This is a genomic window from Amycolatopsis viridis, assembly GCF_011758765.1.
GTDB lineage: Bacteria > Actinomycetota > Actinomycetes > Mycobacteriales > Pseudonocardiaceae > Amycolatopsis_E > Amycolatopsis_E viridis.
This window is the reverse complement of sequence record NZ_JAANOU010000001.1, coordinates 3334140-3350086: the sequence shown is the minus strand read 5'-3', so window position 1 is coordinate 3350086 and position 15947 is coordinate 3334140. Positions and strand designations below refer to the sequence as shown.

Annotated in this window: 18 protein-coding genes; 11 read left to right on the top strand and 7 right to left on the bottom strand. The window is 72.3% G+C overall.

The genetic code is table 11. The annotated features are described in order from the left end of the window. Positions 1-49: 49 nt before the first annotated feature. The 6 genes from FHX46_RS16655 to FHX46_RS29040 are packed head-to-tail and all read left to right on the top strand — an operon-like array spanning position 50 to position 4178. The gene (locus FHX46_RS16655) at positions 50-901 is read left to right on the top strand and encodes a CoA transferase subunit A (RefSeq protein ID WP_167115617.1); all 852 of its coding nucleotides are present in this window, start codon (positions 50-52) and stop codon (positions 899-901) included. Beyond that, positions 898-1656 carry a CoA-transferase subunit beta gene (locus FHX46_RS16650; protein ID WP_167115614.1) on the top strand — a complete coding sequence of 253 codons (759 nt, stop codon included), beginning with the start codon at positions 898-900 and terminating at the stop codon, positions 1654-1656. The genes FHX46_RS16655 and FHX46_RS16650 overlap by 4 nt, the downstream gene beginning before the upstream one ends. A gap of 8 nt (positions 1657-1664) precedes the next feature. Beyond that, a complete protein-coding gene (locus FHX46_RS16645; protein WP_208401339.1) occupies positions 1665-2726 on the top strand; it encodes an NAD(P)H-dependent flavin oxidoreductase in 1062 nt (353 codons plus the stop codon). Between the two features lie 8 nt (positions 2727-2734). Next, positions 2735-3184, top strand: coding sequence for an FAS1-like dehydratase domain-containing protein (locus FHX46_RS16640; RefSeq protein ID WP_167096661.1), 450 nt, complete (start codon positions 2735-2737; stop codon positions 3182-3184). Beyond that, positions 3181-3585: a MaoC/PaaZ C-terminal domain-containing protein gene (locus FHX46_RS16635; protein WP_167115608.1), complete on the top strand. Its 405-nt coding sequence runs from the start codon at positions 3181-3183 to the stop codon at positions 3583-3585. The genes FHX46_RS16640 and FHX46_RS16635 overlap by 4 nt, the downstream gene beginning before the upstream one ends. After that, positions 3582-4178 carry a TetR/AcrR family transcriptional regulator gene (locus FHX46_RS29040; protein WP_167115604.1) on the top strand — a complete coding sequence of 199 codons (597 nt, stop codon included), beginning with the start codon at positions 3582-3584 and terminating at the stop codon, positions 4176-4178. The genes FHX46_RS16635 and FHX46_RS29040 overlap by 4 nt, the downstream gene beginning before the upstream one ends. Positions 4179-4231: 53 nt before the next feature. On the opposite strand, the gene FHX46_RS16625 is transcribed toward FHX46_RS29040, so the two are convergent. The 3 genes from FHX46_RS16625 to FHX46_RS16615 are packed head-to-tail and all read right to left on the bottom strand — an operon-like array spanning position 4232 to position 7217. Then, positions 4232-5203 (bottom strand): acyl-CoA dehydrogenase family protein, encoded by a 972-nt coding sequence (locus FHX46_RS16625; RefSeq protein WP_167115601.1) that lies wholly within the window; start codon positions 5201-5203, stop codon positions 4232-4234. After that, entirely contained in the window at positions 5200-6351 is a 1152-nt protein-coding gene (locus FHX46_RS16620) for an acyl-CoA dehydrogenase family protein (RefSeq protein ID WP_167115598.1), read from the bottom strand. Before FHX46_RS16620 ends, FHX46_RS16625 begins: the two co-directional genes overlap by 4 nt. Then, positions 6348-7217, bottom strand: coding sequence for an enoyl-CoA hydratase (locus FHX46_RS16615; RefSeq protein WP_167115595.1), 870 nt, complete (start codon positions 7215-7217; stop codon positions 6348-6350). Before FHX46_RS16615 ends, FHX46_RS16620 begins: the two co-directional genes overlap by 4 nt. 115 nt (positions 7218-7332) lie before the next feature. Between FHX46_RS16615 and FHX46_RS16610 the strand changes: the two genes are divergently transcribed. Then, a complete protein-coding gene (locus FHX46_RS16610; RefSeq protein WP_313886161.1) occupies positions 7333-8136 on the top strand; it encodes an SDR family oxidoreductase in 804 nt (267 codons plus the stop codon). A 27-nt stretch (positions 8137-8163) separates the two neighbouring features. Continuing rightward, positions 8164-9315, top strand: coding sequence for an acetyl-CoA C-acetyltransferase (locus FHX46_RS16605; RefSeq protein ID WP_167115589.1), 1152 nt, complete (start codon positions 8164-8166; stop codon positions 9313-9315). A gap of 46 nt (positions 9316-9361) precedes the next feature. Here the strand turns inward: FHX46_RS16605 and FHX46_RS16600 are convergent, their stop codons facing one another. Continuing rightward, positions 9362-10108, bottom strand: a complete 747-nt coding sequence (locus FHX46_RS16600; RefSeq protein ID WP_167115585.1) for an enoyl-CoA hydratase family protein — start codon at positions 10106-10108, stop codon at positions 9362-9364. A 117-nt stretch (positions 10109-10225) separates the two neighbouring features. Here FHX46_RS16600 and FHX46_RS16595 point away from each other — a divergent pair, with 117 nt between their 5' ends. Genes FHX46_RS16595 through FHX46_RS16585 form a run of 3 tightly spaced genes read left to right on the top strand, consistent with a single transcriptional unit; the run spans position 10226 to position 13349 of the window. Continuing rightward, on the top strand, positions 10226-11116 hold the full coding sequence (locus FHX46_RS16595; RefSeq protein ID WP_167115582.1) for an SDR family oxidoreductase: 891 nt from the start codon (positions 10226-10228) through the stop codon (positions 11114-11116). Between the two features lie 2 nt (positions 11117-11118). Further along, a complete protein-coding gene (locus FHX46_RS16590; RefSeq protein WP_167115579.1) occupies positions 11119-12276 on the top strand; it encodes an acyl-CoA dehydrogenase family protein in 1158 nt (385 codons plus the stop codon). Between the two features lie 14 nt (positions 12277-12290). Continuing rightward, on the top strand, positions 12291-13349 hold the full coding sequence (locus FHX46_RS16585) for an acyl-CoA dehydrogenase family protein (protein WP_167115576.1): 1059 nt from the start codon (positions 12291-12293) through the stop codon (positions 13347-13349). A 25-nt stretch (positions 13350-13374) separates the two neighbouring features. Here the strand turns inward: FHX46_RS16585 and FHX46_RS16580 are convergent, their stop codons facing one another. From FHX46_RS16580 to FHX46_RS16570, 3 genes are all read right to left on the bottom strand, one after another. Continuing rightward, a complete protein-coding gene (locus FHX46_RS16580) occupies positions 13375-14229 on the bottom strand; it encodes an IclR family transcriptional regulator (RefSeq protein ID WP_167115574.1) in 855 nt (284 codons plus the stop codon). Positions 14230-14394: 165 nt separating this feature from the next. Then, positions 14395-14664, bottom strand: a complete 270-nt coding sequence (locus FHX46_RS16575; RefSeq protein WP_313886160.1) for a ferredoxin — start codon at positions 14662-14664, stop codon at positions 14395-14397. Next, entirely contained in the window at positions 14661-15809 is a 1149-nt protein-coding gene (locus FHX46_RS16570; RefSeq protein ID WP_167115571.1) for a Rieske 2Fe-2S domain-containing protein, read from the bottom strand. Before FHX46_RS16570 ends, FHX46_RS16575 begins: the two co-directional genes overlap by 4 nt. Between the last annotated feature and the right edge of the window lie 138 nt (positions 15810-15947).

The following is a 15947-nucleotide window of genomic DNA, read 5'->3' as shown; positions in this document are numbered from 1 at the left end:
AAGCGCTTGGTGAAATTCGCACGGTGGCCGAGGAATCAGGAGTTCGTGGATGACGGACAAACAAATGTCTGCGCGCGAGGTGGTCGGCCGGCTTCGGTCCGGCATGACCATCGGAATCGGCGGCTGGGCCGCCCGGCGCAAGCCGATGGCACTGGTGCGGGAGATCCTCCGGTCCGACCTCACCGATCTCACGATCGTGTCCTACGGCGGGCCCGACGTGGGGTTGCTGTGTGCCGCGGGCAAGGTCCGCAAGCTGGTCTTCGGGTTCGTGACGCTGGACTCGGTCCCGCTCGACCCGCATTTCCGCGCCGCGCGGCAGCGTGGCGAGATCGAGGTCGCCGAGTACGACGAGGGCATGCTCCAGTGGGGCCTCTACGCCGCCGGCCTCCGGCTGCCCTTCCTGCCCACCCGGGCGGGCCTCGGGTCGTCGGTGTGGTCGGGCAACCCCGGCCTGCGCACGGTCGCCGACCCCTACGGCAGCGGGGACGAGCTGATCGCGATGCCGGCGATCCCGCTCGACGCCGCGCTCGTCCACATGAACCGCGCCGACGTCCACGGCAACGCGCAGTTCCTCGGTCCCGACCCGTACTTCGACGACCTGTTCTGCCTCGCCGCCGAGCAGGCGTTCGTCTCCTGCGAGCGGATCGTGCCCACCGCGGAGCTGACCGCGCAGGCCCACCCGGCGACGCTCGTGCTCAAGCGGCTGGTGGTGGACGGCGTGGTCGAGGCGCCGGGCGGCGCGCACTTCACCTCGTGCGTCCCCGACTACGACGTGGACACGCAGGCGCTGCACGACTACGCCGCCTCCGCCGCCTCACCCGAGGCCTGGGCGGAGTTCCGGCGGGAGTACCTCTCGGGCGGCGCAGAGCACGCCCGCGACGCGGAAGCGAGGACGGCATGACGGACGCGACGAGAGCGGAGGTGTGCGTCATCGCGTGCGCGGAGGCGTTCCGGGGCGACGGGGAGATCCTGGCGAGCGCCTTCGGCACGATCCCGGCGATCGGGGTGCGGCTCGCGCGCGCCACCTTCGCGCCGGACCTGCTGCTCACCGACGGCGAGGCGCAGCTCGTGCGCGGCACGTGGGCGGTCGGCGCCCCGGCCGACGGTGTCGTCGAGGGCTGGTCGCCGTTCCGGCGGATCTTCGACCTGGTGTGGCACGGGAAGCGGCACGCGATGATGATCCCCGTCCAGATCGACCGGTACGGCAACACGAACATCTCCGCCCTCGGCGACCACGCGCGGCCGAAGGTGCAGCTCATCGGGGTGCGCGGCGCTCCGGGCAACACCGTCACGCACCCGGTGAGCTACTGGGTTCCCAAGCACGCGCCGCGCGCGTTCGTGCCCCGGGTCGACCTCGTGTCGGGCGTCGGGCACGACTCGGCCGCGGCCGCCGGGACCGGCGCGCGCCGGTACCACGACCTGCGGCGGGTGGTGACGAACCTCGCCGTGTTCGATTTCGCGCCGGAGGGCGGGGCGATGCGGCTGCGGTCGGTCCACCCCGGCGTCACGGTGGACGAGGTGTGCGCGGCGACCGGGTTCCCGCTCGTGATCGAGGGCGAGGTGCCCGAGACGCGGTTGCCCACCGAGGAGGAACTGCGGCTGATCCGTGACGTGCTCGACCCCCGCGGCCTGCGCGACGAGGAGGTGCCGGCGTGACCCCGAAGCTGCGCACCCGCGCGACGGAGCTGTTCGGCGTCGAGCACCCGATCGTGCAGACCGGCATGGGGTACGTCTCCGACGCGCGCCTGACGGCCGCCACCGCCGCCGCGGGCGGGCTCGGCATCCTCTCGGCCGGGCTGCTGTCCTACGCGGAGCTGTCCGCCGCGATCGACGCCGTGCGGGAACGCACCGACCGGCCCTTCGGCGTCAACGTCCGGGCCGACCAGCCGGACGTCGTGCAGCGCATCGACTTGATGGCACGCAAGGGCGTCAAGGTCGCCTCGTTCGCACTCGCGCCCAAACCGGAGCTGATCGCCCGGTGCAAGGACGCCGGGCTGGTCGTGGTCCCGTCGATCGGGGCGCGGCGGCACGCCGAAAAGGTCGCCGCGTGGGGCGCCGACGCGGTGATCGTGCAGGGCGGCGAGGGCGGCGGGCACACCGGCGGGGTACCGACGAGCCTGCTGCTGCCGCAGGTGTGCGACGCGGTGGACATCGTGGTGATCGGCGCGGGCGGCTTCTTCGACGGCCGCGGGCTGGTCTCGGCGCTGGCCTACGGCGCGGACGGCATCGCCATGGGCACGCGCTTCCTGCTGACGAAGGACTCGCCGGTCGCGCAGGCGGTCAAGGAGGTCTACCTCGGCAAGACCGTCGACGACACGGTGCTCACCACCCAGATCGACGGTGTGCCGCAACGGGTTCTGCGCGGCCGGACCATCGAGGCGCTCGAACGCACCAGCGGGCCCGGCCGCCTGCTGCGCGCGGCCCGCAACGCCGTCGCGTTCCGGAAGATGTCCGGCACGCCCTACCTCGACATGGTCCGCGAGGGCCTGGCGATGCGGAAGGCGCACGGACTGTCCTGGAGCCAGGTGGTGATGGCGGCCAACGCGCCGATGCTCTACCGGACCGCGCTGCTGGAGGGCAGGCACGACGTCGGTGTGATGGCCACCGGCCAGGTCGTCGGCCTGATCGACGATCTGCCCTCCAGCGCCGAGCTGATCGACCGGATCATGACGCAGGCCACCGAGGTGCTGCGGAACCTGCCGGACACGCACACCGGCGAGGCGTGAGGAGACACATGGCCAATCCAGCAGCCGTGGGACACGAGGGCGAGCCGTTCCGGCTCGACGTCGAACGCGGCAAGATCCGCGAGTTCGCTCGCGCCACCGGGAGCTCGAACCCGGCCTACCTCGACGCCGAGCGGCCACCGGTCCCGCCGACGTTCCTCACCACCCAGTTCTTCTGGCAGGACGGCGGAGCCGACGCGTGGCAGCGGGTCGAGCTCAACCAGCAGCGCGGCATGCACGCCGAGCAGGAGTACGTGTTCCACGGGCAGCCGCCCGTGGCCGGCACGTCGTTGCGGTGCCGGTCGAAGATCACCGAAATGTACGAGAAGCGGGGCAGGCGCGGCGGCGTGATGACGTTCGTCGTCATGGTCACCGAGTTCCGCGACGAGACCGGGCGGCTCGTCGCGGAGGCGAAGATGACCGGCGTCGAGACCGGCCGCACCCCGGGGGAGACGTCGTGACCCAGCCCGTCCTCACGGTGCCGGAACCGCTGGTCCACGGACCGCTGACCCGCACCGACTTCGTGCGTTACCAGGGCGCTTCCGGGGACATGAACCCGATCCACCACGACGAGGGCTTCGCCCGCGCGGCCGGGTTCACCGAGCCGTTCGCGGTCGGCATGTTCCAGGCCGGGCTGCTCGCCACCTGGGCGACCGACTGGCTCGGCGCGGAGAACGTGCGCCGCTACCGTGTCCGCTTCCGGGAACAGGTGTGGGCCGGGGACACGCTCACCTGCTCGGGCAGCGTGGCCCGCACCTACGAGGTGGACGGCGTGTGGCACGTCGACCTGGACCTGGTGTGCACCCGGCAGACCGGTGGCGTCGCGGTCCAGGCGTGGGCGACGTTCGTCCTGCCGCGGTGAGGGGCCCGACCGTGGCCGGGCAGGAGCGCCGGACCGAGATCCTCCGGCGGGCGGCGCCGCTGTTCGCGCAGAAGGGGATCAGCGGCTGCACCGTGCGCGACATCGCGGAGGTCGCCGGGATCCTGTCCGGGAGCCTGTACCACTACTTCGACTCCAAGGACACCATGGTGTCCGAGATCGTGTCCGCGTACCTGCGCTCGCTCGTCGAGCGGTACGAGATCACGATGGCTTCCGCCGTGGACGGCCGGGCGCGGTTGCACGCGCTGATCCTGGACTCGCTCGAGGCGTCGCGGGACCATCCCCACGCGAGCGAGATCTACCAGGGCAACCGCGGCTATTTCGCCGCGCACGAGCAGTGCTCACCGACCCGGGAACTCGCGACGCGGATCTTCGAGACGTGGCAGGAGGCCATCACGCTCGGCGTCGAGGAGGGCGCGTTCCGGCGGGACGTGAACCCGCGCGTCTTCCACCGGTTCCTCCGCGACGCGGTGTTCCTCTCGCCCCGCTGGTTCCACCCGTCCGAGGCGTACGGGATCGAGCAGCTCGCCGCCGACACCGCGCGCGTGTTCCTGGACGGGTTCACCGCGCCCTGATGCCCGGCCGGTGACCGGCGCCCACCGCGCAGGCGGGCGCCGGTCCGCCGGTGTCAGGCCGTGCTCAGCGCCGCCAGCACCCGCTTGCGGTGCACGGACGTCGTACCCCACGCGGAGACGAGCGCGCGCACCTTCGTGATCCACAGGCCGAGGTCGTGTTCGAGCGTGTAGCCGATCGCGCCGTGGACCTGGAGGGCGGTGCGCGCCGCTCGGTAGGCGGCATCCGCCGCGGCGACCTTCGCCGCCGAGGTGTCCCGCGCGGAATCGGCCGAGCCCAGCGACAGCGCGGCGCCGTACAGCAGCGGCCGCGCGAAGTCGAGGCCCACGCGGACGTCGGCCAGTGCGTGCTTGAGCGCCTGGAACTCGCCGATCGCCCGGCCGAACTGCCGGCGCGCCTTCGCGTACTCCACCGCCTCGGCCAGCAGGCGTTCCCCCGCGCCCAGCAGCTGCGCGGAGCACGCGAGCGCCGCCGCGTCGAACGCGGCAGCGACGGTGTCCGCCGGCAGGGCGGCCAGGCGCTCGCCGGCGCTGACCGGGAACAGGCGGCGTGCCGTGTCGACCGAGCGGCGCAGTGCCCCGGCGGTCCCGGTGCACAGCGTGCTCCCGTCGAGGAGGAACACGAGATCGGCGATGTCGGCGTCCAGGGCGTAGGGCGTGTGCGGCGGCGCGGCGAGCGTCACGACCAGCTCGCCGGAAGCCAGCCGCTCGAGCGCGCCCGGGTCGGCCGCGGCCAGCACCACGGGGGCCACGACGATCGACTCGACGTGCGGGCCGGGCACGAGGTGGCGGCCCAGCTGCTCGAACGCCACCACCACGTCCGCCGGGGTCGCGCCGAGCCCGCCCGCGTCCTCCGGCACGCACAGCCCGTGCACCCCCAGGTCCGCCAGCCGCGTCCACAGCTTCCGGCCGGCCGCGTGGTCGCCCTCGCCCCACGCGCGGGCCGCCGCGGGCACGTCGGCCGCGCCGAGGAGGTCGTCCAGCGACTTCGCGAAGTCGCGCTGCTCGTCGTTCAGGGCGAACTTCACCGGCCCCGGCCTCCCTTCGGCAGGCCGAGCAGGCGCTCGGCCACGATGTTGCGCTGGATCTCGTTGGTGCCCGCGTAGATCGGGCCGGACAGCGAGAACAGGTACCCGTCCAGCCACGGCTCGTCCCGCAACTCCGACTCGGGGCCGAGCAGGTCGAGCGCCACCTCGTGCAACCCCACGTCGAGCTGCGACCAGAACAGCTTGTTGACGCTGCCGTGCGCGCCGACGTCGCCACCGGCCGTCAGCCGGGTCACGGTGCCCCACGTGTACAGCCGGTAGGCCTGCGCCGCGAGCCAGGCATCGACCACGCGGTCGCGCAGGTGCGGGTGCTCGGCACCGCGCTCGCGCCACAGCGCCAGCAGCCGGTCGGCGGCGGCGCAGAACCGGCCGGGCGAGCGCAGCGACAGCCCGCGTTCGTTGCCCGCGGTGCTCATCGCGACCCGCCAGCCGTCTCCGGGCGCGCCGAGCACGTCCGCGTCGGGCACGAACACGTCGTCGAAGAACAGCTCCGCGAACCCGGGGTGCCCGTCGAGCTGGGGGATGGGCCGGATGCTCAGGCCCTCGGCGTCGAGCGGGAACAGGAAGTACGTCAGCCCGCGGTGCCGTTCGGCCGTGGGATCGGACCGGAACAGCCCGAACGCCCGGTCGGCGAACGCGGCGCGCGAGCTCCACGTCTTCTGCCCGTTGAGCAGCCAGCCGCCGCGGGCCTCGTCCCGGGTGGCGGTGCTGCGGATCGACGCGAGGTCGCTGCCCGCCTCCGGCTCCGACCACGCCTGCGCCCAGATCTCGGTGCCGTCCGCCATCGCGGGCAGGTACCGGTCCTGCTGCTCGGGTGTGCCGTGTTCGAAGATGATGGGCGCGAGCAGCGAGATGCCGTTCTGGGCGGCCCGCACGGGCGCGCCACTGCGGTAGTACTCCTCCTCGAACAGCACCCACTCGACCATCGAGGCGTCCCGGCCGTGGTACTTCTCCGGCCAGGCCACGACCGACCAGCGTGCCGCGGCGAGCGTGGCCTCCCACTCGCGGCGGGCGGCGAACCCCTCGGCGGTGTCGAGCGGTGGCATCGGCCCGGCCGGGACGTGCTCGCGGAGCCAGTCCCGTGCCTCGTCGCGAAACGCCAGTTCGCGTTCGGTGAAGTCGAGGTTCACGCCGACCCGCCTCCGGGCCGCGTGCCCGACCGCATCGCGCGGGCGTCCATGCCGGCCAGCGAGTCGCCGCCGACCTCCGCGTTGTGCGCGTGGGCGGCGTGGTGCAACCCGAACACGGAGTCCATGCCGGCGCGCATGCCCTGCAGGTCCTCGGCCTGGTTGACCGCTCGCTTGGTCAGCGCGAGCCCGAAGGCGGGCATCGCGCTGATGCGCGCCGCCAGGGCCAGGGTGTGCGGTTCCAGCTCGGCGCGCTCCACGACGTGGTTGACCATGCCCAGCTCGTACGCGCGGCGGGCGGGCATCCGGTCGCCGGTGTAGAGGAATTCCTTGGCCGCGCGGGGGTTGAGCGCCCACGGGTGCGCGAAGAACTCCACGCCCGGGATGCCCATCTTCACGACGGGGTCGGCGAAGAACGCGTCGTCGGAGGCCACGATGAAGTCGCACGACCACGCGAGCATGAGCCCGCCCGCGATGCACGCGCCCTGCACCATCGCGATCATCGGCTTCGGGATCTCCCGCCACCGCCGGCACATGCCCAGGTAGACCTCGGACTCGCGGGCGAACCGCCGGTCCACGCCCGCCCGGCCGGTGTGGTCCCACCAGATCACGGCCTTGCGCTCGAAGCTCTCGTCGGCGTCCCGGTCCGGGGTACCGATGTCGTGCCCGGCGCAGAAGTGCCGTCCGCTGCCGGCCAGCACGATCACCTTGACCTCGTCGTCGTCGACCGCTCGCGTGAACGCCGCGTCGAGGGCGTAGGTCATCTTCGAGTTCTGCGCGTTGCGGTACTCCGGGCGGTTGAGGGTCACGAGGGCGACCGCATCCCGGCGCTCGTAGGTGACCACCGGCTCATCCGGTGTGCTCGGCATGCCTCTCCACATCCTCTCCCTAACAAATGCTTGGTTTGGTACTGTACGGGAGCCCGCCGATGCTTGGCCAGGACCCGCGGCCAGCCGGCCCGCCGAGGAGCCCGAGGGAGTTGTCGTGACGACACCGAAGAAGGAACAGCGCGCGCCGGACTACCCGCCCGCGCACCGACTGCTCGACGGCCGCACGGTCGTGATCACCGCGGCCGCGGGCGCGGGCATCGGCGCGGCCGCCGCCCGCCGCTGCCTGGAGGAGGGGGCGGCGGCCGTGGTCGTCAGTGACACGCACGAACGCCGCCTCGCCGAGGCGGAAAAGGCGCTGGCCGGGGAGTTCGGCGGTGACCGGGTGGCCTCGATCCGGTGTGACGTGACCGACGAGGCGCAGGTCGAGGCGCTCTTCGACGTGGCGGAGCGGTTCGGCGGCGCGGACGTCGTCATCAACAACGCCGGTCTCGGCGGCACCGCCTCGGTCCTGGAGATGACCGACCAGCAGTGGCACCAGGTCCTCGACGTGACCCTCACCGGCACGTTCCGCTGCGTGCGGGCCGCGGGCCGGCGCATGGTGGCCGCGGGCCGCGGGGGCGTCATCGTCAACAACGCTTCCATCGCGGGCTGGCGCGCACAGGAGGGGCAGGCGCACTACGCCGCGGCCAAGGCCGGTGTGATGGCGCTGACCCGCTGCGCCGCGATGGACCTGGCGCCGCACGGCGTCCGCGTCAACGCGGTCTCACCCAGCCTCGCGATGCATCCGTTCCTCGCCAAGGTCACCAGCGAGGAACTGCTCGCCGAGCTCAAGAGCCGTGAGGCGTTCGGCCGCGCGGCCGAACCGTGGGAGATCGCGAACCTGATGGTCTTCCTCGCGAGCGACTACGCCTCCTACCTGACCGGCGAGGTCCTCTCCGCCAGCAGTCAGCACCCGTGATCCCATCGTCCCCCTGAGGAGAACACCGTGTCCGAGGCCTACATCGTCGACGCCGTCCGCACGCCCGTCGGGCGGCGCGGTGGCGCGCTGGCCGGGAAGCACTCCGCCGACCTGGGCGGGCACGCGATCCGCGCGCTCGTCGACCGCACCGGGATCGACCCGGCAGCGGTCGACGACGTCATCTTCGGCTGCTGCGACACGATCGGCTCGCAGGCCGGGGACGTGGCGCGGACAGCGTGGCTGGTGGCCGGGCTGCCCGACCACGTGCCGGGTGTGACCGTCGACCGGCAGTGCGGGTCGGGCCAGCAGGCGGTGCACTTCGCCGCGCAGGGGGTGCTCTCCGGCACCGCCGACCTGATCGTGGCGGGCGGTGTGCAGAACATGTCCGCGATCCCCATCTCGGCGGCGATGCTCGTCGGGCAGCAGTACGGGTTCAGCACGCCGTTCGCCGAATCGCCGGGCTGGCTGAAGCGCTACGGCGATCAGGAGGTCTCCCAGTTCCGCGCCGCCGAGATGATCGCCGAGCACTGGGACATCTCCCGGGAGGACATGGAGGTCTACGCGCTGGAGAGCCACCGGCGGGCGATCGCGGCGATCGACGCCGGCCGGTTCACCGGCGAGATCGCGCCGGTCGACGGGTTCGGTACCGACGAGGGGCCACGGCGCGACACCAGCCTGGCGAAGATGGCCGCGCTGCCGCCGGTCGCCGGCGGCAAGCGCATCACCGCGGCGGTGGCCTCGCAGATCAGCGACGCGGCCGCCGCCCTGCTCATCGCGTCGCCGCGGGCGGTCGAGCAGCACGGTCTCACGCCGCGCGCCCGCATCCACCATCTCTCGGTGCGGGGCGCGGACCCGGTGTGGATGCTGACCGGCCCCATCCCGGCGACCCGGCACGCGCTGGCGCGCACCGGCCTGACGGTCGACGACATCGACCTGTTCGAGGTCAACGAGGCGTTCGCGTCGGTCGTGCTGGCGTGGGCCAAGGAGACCGGTGCCGACCTGGAGCGGACCAACGTCAACGGCGGCGGGATCGCGCTCGGCCACCCGATCGGCGCCACCGGCGCGCGGCTGATGACCACGATGATCGCCGAACTGGAACGCCGTGGTGGCCGTTATGGCCTGCAGGTGATGTGTGAGGGCGGCGGTCAGGCCAACGTCACCATCGTCGAACGCCTCTGACCACCCTGGTGCCGGGCCGCTCGCGGCTGGCCCGGCACCGCCGGGGTCACCGACCCTGCTCCACGAACCGGTCGCGGTGCTCGTCGGCCACGCCGGCGAGGTTCAGCTCGAAGGTGAAGCCCTGCTCGAAGCGGTAGCTGTGGTTGACGTCGACCGGGTCGATGCCGTTCAGCGCCTCCTTCGCCGCGCGGATCACGCGGGGGTCCTTCGCCGCGATCTCCGCGGCGACGCGCAGCGCGGCCTCGTCCAGATCCGCTCGCGGCACGACCTCGAGCACCGAACCGTGCGTGAGCAGCTGCTCGGCCGTGATCGTGCGGCTCGTGTAGTAGAGCGTGCGCATGAGGTGCGGCGGCACGAGGCGCGCGAGGTGGGTGGCCGCACCGAGCGCGCCGCGGTCGACCTCGGGCACCCCGAAGTAGGCGTCGTCACTGGCGATGATCGTGTCCGCGTTGCCGACCAGCCCGACCCCGCCGCCGAGGCAGAACCCCTGTACGGCGGCGACGACCGGGACCGGGCACTCGTAGACCGCCTTGAAGGCCTGGTAGCAGCCGCGGTTGGCGCCGAGCAGCGCGTGGAACCCGGAGGTGTGCTGCATTTCCTTGATGTCCACGCCGGCGTTGAAACCGCGTCCTTCGGCGCGCAGCACGACGACGTGGGTGCGCTCGTCGCGGCCGGCCTCGGTGATCGCCTCGGCGAGGTCGTGCCACGCGGCCACGGGCAGTGCGTTGACGGGCGGGTAGTCCACGGTGACGACGTGGATGCCGTCGTCCCGGGTCGCCGGGATGATGGGCATGGGGCTCCTTCGCTGGGGGTGACGGTTGGCAGCCAGCCTAGCATTTGCTTGGTTGGTTCCGGGTGCTGTTTCTACCAAGCGCTTGCTCGTGCAGGCGAGCTGTGGTTTCCTGGGCGCATGACGGAGCACACGCGGACGGCCGGCTTCTGTGCGGGGCGGGTCGCCATCATCACGGGCGCGGGCCAGGGTCTCGGCCGCGCGCACGCCCTGGAGTTCGCGCGCCAGGGCGCCAAGGTTGTCCTCAACGACATGTCCGCCTCCGTCGAGGCGGTCGCCGCCGAGGTGCGTGCCGCGGGCGGCGAGGCGGTCGCGGTGGTGGCCGACATCGCCGACTGGGAGGCGGGACGGCACGTCGTCGAACTCGCCGTGCACACCTTCGGGCGGCTCGACACGCTTGTGAACAACGCCGGGGTCAACCGGGACCGGATGCTCGTCAACATGAGCGAGGCCGAGTGGGACCTGGTGATGGCCGTCAACCTCAAGGGCCACTTCGTCCCCCTGCGGCACGCCGCGGCGTGGTGGCGCGACCGGGCCAAGGCCGGCGAACCGGTGGCCGCACGGATCGTCAACACCTCGTCCGGCGCCGGGCTCCTGGGCAGCGTCGGGCAGGGCAACTACGCGGCGAGCAAGGCCGGGATCGCCGCGCTGACCCAGGTCGCGGCCGTGGAGTTCGCCCGCTACGGCGTGCTCGTGAACGCGATCGCCCCCTCGGCCCGCACACCGATGACGGAGGCGGTCTTCGCGGAAAAGATGACCAAACCCGCCACGGGGTTCGACGCGATGGACCCGGCCAACGTGTCCGGCCTGGTCGCGTGGCTCGGCAGCGACGCCGCGAACGTGACCGGGCGGGTGTTCGAGATCGCCGGCGGGGAGGTGTCCCTCGCCGACGGCTGGCGGCACGGACCACCGGCGGTCCAGGACCGCCGGTGGGAACCGGAGCAGCTCGGCGCCGTCGTCGCGGACCTGGTCGCGAAGGCCGAGCCGCCCGCACCGGTGTACGGGGCCTGACGATGACGGCCGATGACGAGGAATTCCGGGCCGAAGTCCGGGCGTGGCTCACCGAACAGCTCACCGGGGAGTTCGCCGACGTGGCCGGGCTCGGCGGCGAAGGCCGCGAGGACGAGGCGCTCGACCGCAGGCGCGAGTGGGAACGGCGGCTCGGTGCCGGCGGCTGGATCGGCCTCGGCTGGCCGGTCGAGCACGGTGGCCGCGGCGCGTCGCTGGCGCAGCAGGTGATCTTCCACGAGGAGTACGCCCGCGCGAACGGGCCGGGACGGCTGCTGCACATGAGCGAGCAGCTGGTCGGCCCGACGATCCTGGCATTCGGGTCCGCGGAACAGAAACGGCGCTTCCTGCCCGGCATCACCGCGGGGGAGACGTTGTGGTGCCAGGGGTATTCGGAGCCCGGGGCGGGCTCGGACCTCGCCGGGGTGCGCACGCGCGCCGTGCGGGAGGGCGACGAGTACGTCCTGACGGGCCAGAAGGTGTGGACCTCGCTGGCGCACGTCGCCGACTGGTGTTTCGTGCTGGCGCGCACGGATCCGGCGTCGGCCCGGCACGCCGGGCTGTCGTACCTGCTCGTGCCACTGGACCAGCCGGGGGTCGAGGTGCGGCCGATCAGGCAGATCACCGGCACCAGCGAGTTCAACGAGGTGTTCTTCGACGGCGCCCGCACCCCGGTCGCCAATCGCGTGGGCGACGAGGGCGACGGCTGGCGGGTCGCGATGGGGACGCTCGGCTTCGAGCGCGGGGTCGCGACACTGGGGCAGCAGATCGGGTTCCGCCGCGAGCTCGACCACGTCGTCGCGCTGGCGCGGCGCAACGGCGCGTTCGACGAGCCCGAGCTGCGTGACCGGCTCGTGCGCGCGTGGGTCGGCCTGCGCGTCCTGCGGTACACGGCGGTGTCGACGCTGCGCTCGGCCGGCAGTTCGGTGTCGGGCCTGGAGGCGTCGCTGTCGAAGCTGCAATGGTCGACCTGGCGCCGGGACCTGGGTGAGCTGGCCGTGGACGTGCTGGGGGAGGACGCGCTGACCGTCGGCGAATCCTACGGCTTGTCACCGGAGCAGACGTTGTTCCTGTTCAGCCGGGCGGACACGATCTACGGCGGGTCGAACGAGGTGCAGCGCAACATCGTGGCCGAGCGCTTGCTCGGGCTTCCGCGGGGATGAAACGGAGTACCCGGGTGAACGAGGACGAAGGCCTGCTCGAGGAGATGCGCAAGGCGGTCGCGGACTTCCTGCGCGCGGAGGCGGATCCGGCGCGCCGGCGGACGGCGATGGACAGCGACGACGGCTACGACCGGTCCCTGTTCGAGCGCGGTGTGACGGAGCTGGGGCTGGGTGGGCTGACCGTGCCGGAAGCCTGCGGCGGCCTCGGGCTGGGGTTCGCGGAGGCGGCCGTCGTGATCGAGGAGTTCGGCCGCGCCGTGGTGCCCTCGCCGGTGCCGGACACGCTGGTCGCCGCGACGGTGCTCGCGGAGGCGGGCGAGCCGGCGCAGGAAGTGCTGCACCGGCTGGCGACCGATCCGGTGGCGATCGCGGTGGCGGGTGTCGCGGGTCCGGTGGGTGTGGACGGCGGCCGGTTGCACGGCACGGCGCGGGCGGTGCCCCACGGCGCACGTGCGGACCTGGTGCTGGTGCTGGGCGCGGACGGCGGGGTGTACCTGGTCTCGCCGGCGGATCCGGGGGTGACCCGGACCGCCCGCTGGGCCCTGGACCACACGCGGCGTCTGGCGGACGTGGAGTTTTCGCACGTGCCGGCGCAGCGGCTGGCGCGGGGCGGCGACCTCGCGCGCCGGCTGGTGGATCTGGTGCGGATCGCGATCGCGGTGGAATCGGCGGCGGCGGCGAGTGCCTGTCTCGAACAGACGGTCGCGTACCTGAAGGTGCGTGAGCAGTTCGGCCGGCCGATCGGTTCGTTCCAGGCGCTGAAGCACCGGTGCGCGGACATGGCGGTGGCGGTGCACGGTGCGCTGGCGACGGCGCGGTACGCGGTGCGCTGCGCGGCGAGCGGTGCGGCGACCGACAGTTCGGGTGACGACGTGGCGACGGTGGCGGCCGTCGCGAAGACGGTGTGCACGGACACCCTGATGAGCGTCGCAGCCGATTGCCTCCAGCTGCACGGCGGTGTCGGGTTCACCTTCGAGCACGATCTGCACCTGTACTTGAAACGCGGCAAGGCCAACCAGGTGCTGGCGGGGCGGAATGCGCAGCTGCGGGCAACGTTCGCGGCGAAGCTCTGACCCCGACCGGGCTCACCGGCCCGGGTCAGGCGGGCTCGATGTCGACCAGCTGGAGCGGGGCGCCGGAGGACGGCGGCACCTGGGCCCGTGCCCGGGTGGCGTGGCGGGCCGGGTCCGGGCGGGACCGCAGCGGGGGCAGCCCGCTGGCGGCGCGCCAGACGGTTCCGGCGGCGTGGCGCACCTCGGTGATCGCCGACCCGAGATCCAGTGTCCGGCTCGGGCCGCAGATCGACAGCGCGAACTGCGCTTCGTCGTCGCCGGTCGTGATCGGGGCGGCCACGGCCGTCACACCCCAGTGCGCCCCCTGGGTGTCCACCGCGACGCCGCCCCGGTCGCGGATGCGGTCGAGGTCGCGCAGGAGTTGCGTGCGCGACTGGATGGAATACCGGGTCGGGGCCTTCTCGAACCGCAACTCGGGCCAGTGTCCGGGGGACAGGGCGGCGAGCAACGCCCGGCCGGCGGCGCTGATCGTCACCGGCTGCCGGGCGCCCACGCTCCACGGCCCGGTGGTGTACGGCCACGACCCGACCCGCTCGAGGTGCACGATGTCGGCGCCGGCCAGCATGCTCAGATGCACGGTCAGGCCGCTGCGCCGGTGAAGCTCGGCCATCACGGGCACGGCGGTCCGGGGGACGGTATGCCGCCGGGTGAACTGGGCGCCGAGTTCGAACATGCGCACACCCAGCGCGTACCGGAACTCCTTGCGTTCCACCCAGCCCAGCTCGACCAGGCGCTGCAGGATGCGATGGGCCGAGGACCGCGGGACGTGTGAGCGGCGCGCGAGTTCGGCCAGGGTCAGTGGCCGCTCGCCCGCGAAGGACTCCAGCAGCGAAGCGACGCGGTCGATCATCGCGGCCGGGGCTTCCTGGATGTGCGCCATTGCCACACCACCTCCGAGAACACCGTCAGAGTGTCATACTCTGACTAGATGTCAGAAACTGACAGGAGTGAGTGTAGGCACATCCCCGCGGCGTTGTAAACCACGTGCCGGGCCTTTCGGCGGAACGCACTGCAGTGCGGGCTCGCCCGGCGGACGAGCCCGCGATCACACCGCCGGTGCCCCGACGATCCGCAGTCGTCCGGCGGCTACTTCCGCCTCGACGGAGGCCCTGAGCCGCGAGCAGCCTGCGATCGCCGGCCCGGCAGCCGGTGCGGACCGGAGTTCCGGACAGGCCGCGCGGGCTTCGGCGTTCCACTGGAGACTGGTTTGCTCGACGCTGCTCTTGCGCACCATCAGCCGGGCCGCGCAGTGGTGGCACCGCAGCGGCTGCATGGGTACCTCGTCGAGCCGGGCGTCGGTCCTGGGTTCGCTCACGCCGGGGTTCCCGTCGCCTCGGCCCGGCGCGCGATGTTGGCGGCGACCTCCGCGTGCCAGGCCTGCTGCGGCCGGGTGGTGTCCAGCTCGTACTCGAACCGGTCCACCATCTCCGGACGGATGTCGGCGACGTCGACGTAGAACTGCTCGTACCAGCGGCGCAGCTGGTACACCGGGCCGTCTTCCTCGCACAGCAGCGGATTGTCGATGCGGGCCTTGTTCTTCCAGATCTCCACGTCCTGCTCGAAGCCGAGCTTGATGTGGTCGCCGAGCGCGATGGCCGACTGCATCGCCGCCTCTTCGCCGAGCGTGGCCGACTTCTTCACGATGATGCCGTACTGGAGGACGAAGGAGTCGGCCGTGACCGGGTAGTGGCAGTTGAGCAGGACCGTGTGGTGGTCACCGTGCTCGTAGTGGTAGGTCAGGTCGTCGATCATGAAGGACGGGCCGTAGTAGGAGGCGACCGACGTGGTCCCGAGCATCTTCGGCTGCCCTTCGGGCGCCGGGTAGTCGTCGCGGGCCTCCCCGTTCATGTACTGGGTGGCGACGTGGCCTTCGAAGACGTTCTTGAAGTAGGTCGGCAACGACCCGTGCACGTAGAAGAAGTGCGCCATGTCGACGACGTTGTCGATGATCTCCCGGCAGTTGGTGTTCACGACCGTCGTGTACCAGTGCCAGTCCGTCCACTCGTCGCTCCCCGCGCCCTCGATGCGGGGGATGGCGACCTCGTCGGTGGGACCATTGCCCTCCGGGTCGTGCCAGACGAACAGCATCCCGTCCTGTTCCAGCGTGGTCCACGCCCGGGTGCGGGCGAGCCGCGGGACACGGCGGCTGTACGGGATCTGCTTGCACCGGCCGTCGCCGCCCCACCGCCAGTCGTGGAACGGGCAGGCGATCTCGTCGCCCTTGACCTGACCCTGGGAGAGGTCGCCGCCGAGGTGACGGCAGTAGGAATCGAGGATGTTGATCGAGCCGCCGGCGCCGCGGAACACGACGAGCTTGGTGCCGAAGGCGTGGACGGTGTGTGGTTTGCCGTCCGCGAAATCGCGGATCAAGCCGAGGCAGTGCCAGCCGCGGGCGAAGCGGGCCGGTGCCGCGTCCGCCTCGATCCGGCGGATTTCCTGGTCCTGCTGCGGTGAGGTCATGTGCACTCTCCTGGAAAGTGGTGCCGGGGGGCGGCGCCGGGCCGGTGGGCCGCCGCTGCGTCGCGAAGGCGACCCACCGGTTCTAACAAGGCCCGGCGCGGTGCGGCCGCGGACCGCTCACTGAGCGGGAACGTCGCG

Bases quoted from the DNA above. Each gene is read 5' to 3' on its own strand.
- FHX46_RS16655 (WP_167115617.1), top strand. From the start codon at position 50: ATGACGGACAAACAAATGTCTGCGCGCGAGGTGGTCGGCCGGCTTCGG.
- FHX46_RS16650 (WP_167115614.1), top strand. From the start codon at position 898: ATGACGGACGCGACGAGAGCGGAGGTGTGCGTCATCGCGTGCGCGGAG.
- FHX46_RS16640 (WP_167096661.1), top strand. From the start codon at position 2,735: ATGGCCAATCCAGCAGCCGTGGGACACGAGGGCGAGCCGTTCCGGCTC.
- FHX46_RS16615 (WP_167115595.1), bottom strand. From the start codon at position 7,217: ATGCCGAGCACACCGGATGAGCCGGTGGTCACCTACGAGCGCCGGGAT.
- FHX46_RS16600 (WP_167115585.1), bottom strand. From the start codon at position 10,108: ATGCCCATCATCCCGGCGACCCGGGACGACGGCATCCACGTCGTCACC.
- FHX46_RS16595 (WP_167115582.1), top strand. From the start codon at position 10,226: ATGACGGAGCACACGCGGACGGCCGGCTTCTGTGCGGGGCGGGTCGCC.
- FHX46_RS16590 (WP_167115579.1), top strand. From the start codon at position 11,119: ATGACGGCCGATGACGAGGAATTCCGGGCCGAAGTCCGGGCGTGGCTC.
- FHX46_RS16580 (WP_167115574.1), bottom strand. From the start codon at position 14,229: ATGGCGCACATCCAGGAAGCCCCGGCCGCGATGATCGACCGCGTCGCT.
- FHX46_RS16570 (WP_167115571.1), bottom strand. From the start codon at position 15,809: ATGACCTCACCGCAGCAGGACCAGGAAATCCGCCGGATCGAGGCGGAC.